A 3276-nucleotide genomic window follows, 5' to 3' on the forward strand; every position below is an offset into this window, starting at 1 on the left:
CCCTTGATATAGTCGACGCAATGCGGCCTGTCGGGATGGCGAGCCACCTGCACCTTCTGCCACGGCGTCAGCGCCTTGTAGGCGTCGCGCAGCGCGTCGCGGGAGCGCTTCTCAAGACGGCTGATCTCGTCGCCGACATCGACCGCCTCGCCATTCTCGGCAAGCTTCTTCAGCTCGAGTATCTTGCCCTCGAGGTCCTGCACCGGTTTTTCGAAATCGAGGTAATTATACATGCGTGAGCGGACCGATACGTCGGAAGGCAGTGGCTGACGGAACCCTTGAATCCAAGACTCCGGGCGGTGAAATGTCGTCCTCACATAGCGATATGAGGCCTAGTCGGCAAGCGGATGATGATCGTTGACCAGCCGCACCAGCCGCTCTTCCAGCACATGGGTGTAAATCTGTGTCGTCGATATGTCGGCATGGCCAAGCAATTGCTGCACGGCCCGGAGATCGGCGCCGTTCTGCAGGAGATGGCTGGCGAAAGCATGGCGCAGCACGTGCGGCGAGATCTTCGCCGAGGCGATGCCGGCCCTTGCCGCCAGCCCCTTCAGGTCACGCGCAAAGACCTGACGCGAGAGATAGCCGCTGTCGGAGGCGGCCGGAAACAGGAACGGACTGTCGGCAAAGGCTGGCACCTTGGCGCGGGCGGCGAGCCAGGTCTTCATCGCCGCGCGTGCCTTGGCCGAGAGCGGCACCATGCGCTCCTTGTCGCCCTTGCCGCGCACCATGAAAAAACGGTCGTCGCGCTGCGCCACCGTCACCGGCAGGCCGACCAGCTCGGAAACGCGCAGGCCGGTGGCGTAAAGCACCTCGACCAGCGCATGCAGGCGCAGTGACGCCAGACTGTCCCCATCGCCCGACGAGGCATCGCCGGCCTCAAGCGCCGCTCGGTCGATCAGCCGGCCGGTGTCGGCCTCGCTCATCGTCTTGGGCAGCGGGCGGCCCTTTCTCGGGCTGTCCAGCGTGCCGGTCGGGTCATCGCCCCGCAGGCCTTCGGCGTAGAGGAATTTGAAGAACTGGCGGATCGCCGACAGTTTGCGCGCCTGCGACGTGGCGGCAAAGCCGCGGGCGGCAATGTCGTCGAGATAGGCGCGGATATCGGCGGCGGCGGCACCAGCCAGCCCGCCATCGATCGCGCCAGAAGCGTCCTCGAGGTCGCGGCGGTAGGAGGAAAGCGTATTTTCAGCCGCGCCCCGCTCGGCGCTCATCATTTCCAGAAAGGCTTCGATGCGGGCGGCGCTGTTCATTCAACTTTTCTTCGGGTTCAGCTTTTCTTGGGGTTCAGCTTTTCCGGAGGGATGCGCACGCTCATTTCGCCCTTCTTTGGCTCGACGAACATCACCAGTGCGAACATCGCACCATAGGCAATACCTGCCAGAATCGCTGTTACCACGACAAAGCGAAACAGTGTCGGCATCAATTTTCGCCCGTCTTCTTGTTCTGCGTTTCCAAACCCTGTCCCCTTATGGGACGCCAATCCGGCCAATTCAAGGAAGAAGCGGAGGCCTGTTAGCAACTTCTGATGCAGACCCTGCTGGTCCATGTCGGGTTCAAGGCGCTTGCCACGCTTGACGCAAACGGGCTTTTCATGTCGATACGCCGGCAAAGAGGGCCTTCGAAACATCCGATGAACGCGTTGCCAGCAAATCCTCCAGACGAGACCTACGCCGCGTTGCTTGGCCGGCTGGGCAGCCGTTCCGTCGTCTTCGTCGGATTGATGGGTGCCGGCAAGACGGCGATCGGCCGCAAGGTGGCGACGATGCTGGCGCTGCCCTTCATCGACAGCGACCAGGAGATCGAAAGCGTCTCGCGCATGACCGTTCCGGAGCTGTTCGAGCGCTATGGCGAGACCGAATTCCGGGCGCTGGAGCAGCGCGTCATCCTGCGCGTGCTGGAAAACGGCCCGCAGGTGCTGTCGACCGGCGGCGGCGCCTTCATGAATGCGCAGACGCGCGAGGCGATTGCAGCGCAGGGCGTGTCGGTATGGCTGAAGGCCGAGCTCGATCTTCTGATGGACCGCGTCTCCAAGAAACAGAACCGGCCATTGTTGAAAAGTGCCGATCCGCGCGCCGTGCTGGAGCGGCTGATGGGCGAGCGCTATCCGGTCTACGCGACATCTGATGTCACCGTGCCGACCCGCGACGACCGCAAGGAAGTCATCGCGACCGAGGTGGTGGATGCGCTGTGCCGGCATTTCGGCATCGATGAGACGACGGCGACGGGCGAGGTGGAACAGTGAGCATCGAGGCACCCGTTGTCGTCGAAGTCGGCCTTGGCGACCGGACCTACGATATCCTGATAGGTTCGGGGTTGTTGGCCCGCGCGGGCGCCGAGATATCGGGCCGCCTGCCGGGTACACGCGCCGCGGTCGTCACCGACGCCAATGTCGCGGCAGCGCATCTCGCTGCCCTTCAGGCCAGCCTCGAAACGGGCGGCATCCAGACCGCCGTGATCACGTTGCCGCCCGGCGAGAAGACCAAGAGTTTTGCTCATCTCGAAGAGGTGGTCGACGGTGTGCTGGCTGCGAAACTGGAACGCGGCGACATCGTCATCGCCTTCGGCGGCGGCGTTATCGGCGACCTTGCCGGCTTTGCCGCCGGCATCGTGCGGCGCGGCATGAGTTTCGTGGAGATCCCGACCTCGCTGCTGGCGCAGGTCGATTCCTCGGTCGGCGGCAAGACCGGCATCAACAGCCCACGCGGCAAGAACCTCGTCGGCGTCTTCCATCAGCCGAAACTGGTGCTGGCCGACACCGGGGTGCTGGACACGCTGCCGATCCGGGAATTCCGCGCCGGCTATGCCGAGCTCGCCAAATACGGGCTCATCGACCGGCCGGAGTTTTTCGCCTGGCTGGAAAAGAATTGGGTCCAGGTTTTTGCCGGCGGGCCGGAGAGGGCGCAGGCGATTGCCGAAGCCTGCCGGGCCAAGGCCGAAATGGTTGCGCGCGACGAATTCGAGACCGGCGACCGCGCGCTGCTCAATCTCGGCCACACATTCGGCCACGCGCTGGAAGCCGCCACCCAGTATGACGGAGCCCGCCTCGTCCATGGCGAAGGGGTCGCCATAGGCATGGCGCTGGCCTACCGGTTCTCGTCGCGGCTCAATCTGGCCAGCCCCGACGATGCCGCGCGCATCGAGGCGCATCTGCGCGCGGTCGGCCTGCCTTGGCGGATAGCGGACATCCCGGGCGAATTGCCTGATGCCGAGGCGCTGCTTGCCTTCATCACCCAGGACAAGAAGGTGTCGCGCGGCGCGCTGACCTTCATCCTGACG

4 protein-coding genes and 1 pseudogene are annotated in these 3276 nt (G+C 64.2%); 2 read left to right on the forward strand and 3 right to left on the reverse strand.

Annotated features, from left to right (window positions below; genetic code table 11):
- The 3 genes and pseudogenes from EOD15_RS31315 to EOD15_RS31325 all read right to left on the reverse strand — a co-directional run.
- Positions 1-233, reverse strand: a pseudogene (locus tag EOD15_RS31315) (acetyl-CoA carboxylase carboxyl transferase subunit alpha); the annotation flags it as partial.
- Between the two features lie 99 nt (positions 234-332).
- On the reverse strand, positions 333-1250 hold the full coding sequence (locus tag EOD15_RS31320; protein ID WP_127321560.1) for a site-specific tyrosine recombinase XerD: 918 nt from the start codon (positions 1248-1250) through the stop codon (positions 333-335).
- Positions 1251-1267: 17 nt separating this feature from the next.
- On the reverse strand, positions 1268-1420 hold the full coding sequence (locus EOD15_RS31325; RefSeq protein WP_127266685.1) for a histidine kinase: 153 nt from the start codon (positions 1418-1420) through the stop codon (positions 1268-1270).
- Between the two features lie 210 nt (positions 1421-1630).
- Between EOD15_RS31325 and EOD15_RS31330 the strand changes: the two genes are divergently transcribed.
- Both EOD15_RS31330 and aroB read left to right on the forward strand, forming a co-directional pair.
- Positions 1631-2242 (forward strand): shikimate kinase, encoded by a 612-nt coding sequence (locus EOD15_RS31330; RefSeq protein WP_127266670.1) that lies wholly within the window; start codon positions 1631-1633, stop codon positions 2240-2242.
- A partial coding sequence (gene aroB, locus EOD15_RS31335; RefSeq protein ID WP_127409165.1) for a 3-dehydroquinate synthase occupies positions 2239-3276 on the forward strand: 1038 nt, incomplete at its 3' end. The genes EOD15_RS31330 and aroB, both read left to right, overlap by 4 nt.

The organism is Mesorhizobium sp. M7A.T.Ca.US.000.02.2.1, from assembly GCF_003996995.1.
GTDB lineage: Bacteria > Pseudomonadota > Alphaproteobacteria > Rhizobiales > Rhizobiaceae > Mesorhizobium.

Coding starts and splice junctions, on each gene's coding strand:
- EOD15_RS31320 (WP_127321560.1), bottom strand. CDS start 1,250: ATGAACAGCGCCGCCCGCATCGAAGCCTTTCTGGAAATGATGAGCGCC.
- EOD15_RS31325 (WP_127266685.1), bottom strand. CDS start 1,420: ATGCCGACACTGTTTCGCTTTGTCGTGGTAACAGCGATTCTGGCAGGT.
- EOD15_RS31330 (WP_127266670.1), top strand. CDS start 1,631: ATGAACGCGTTGCCAGCAAATCCTCCAGACGAGACCTACGCCGCGTTG.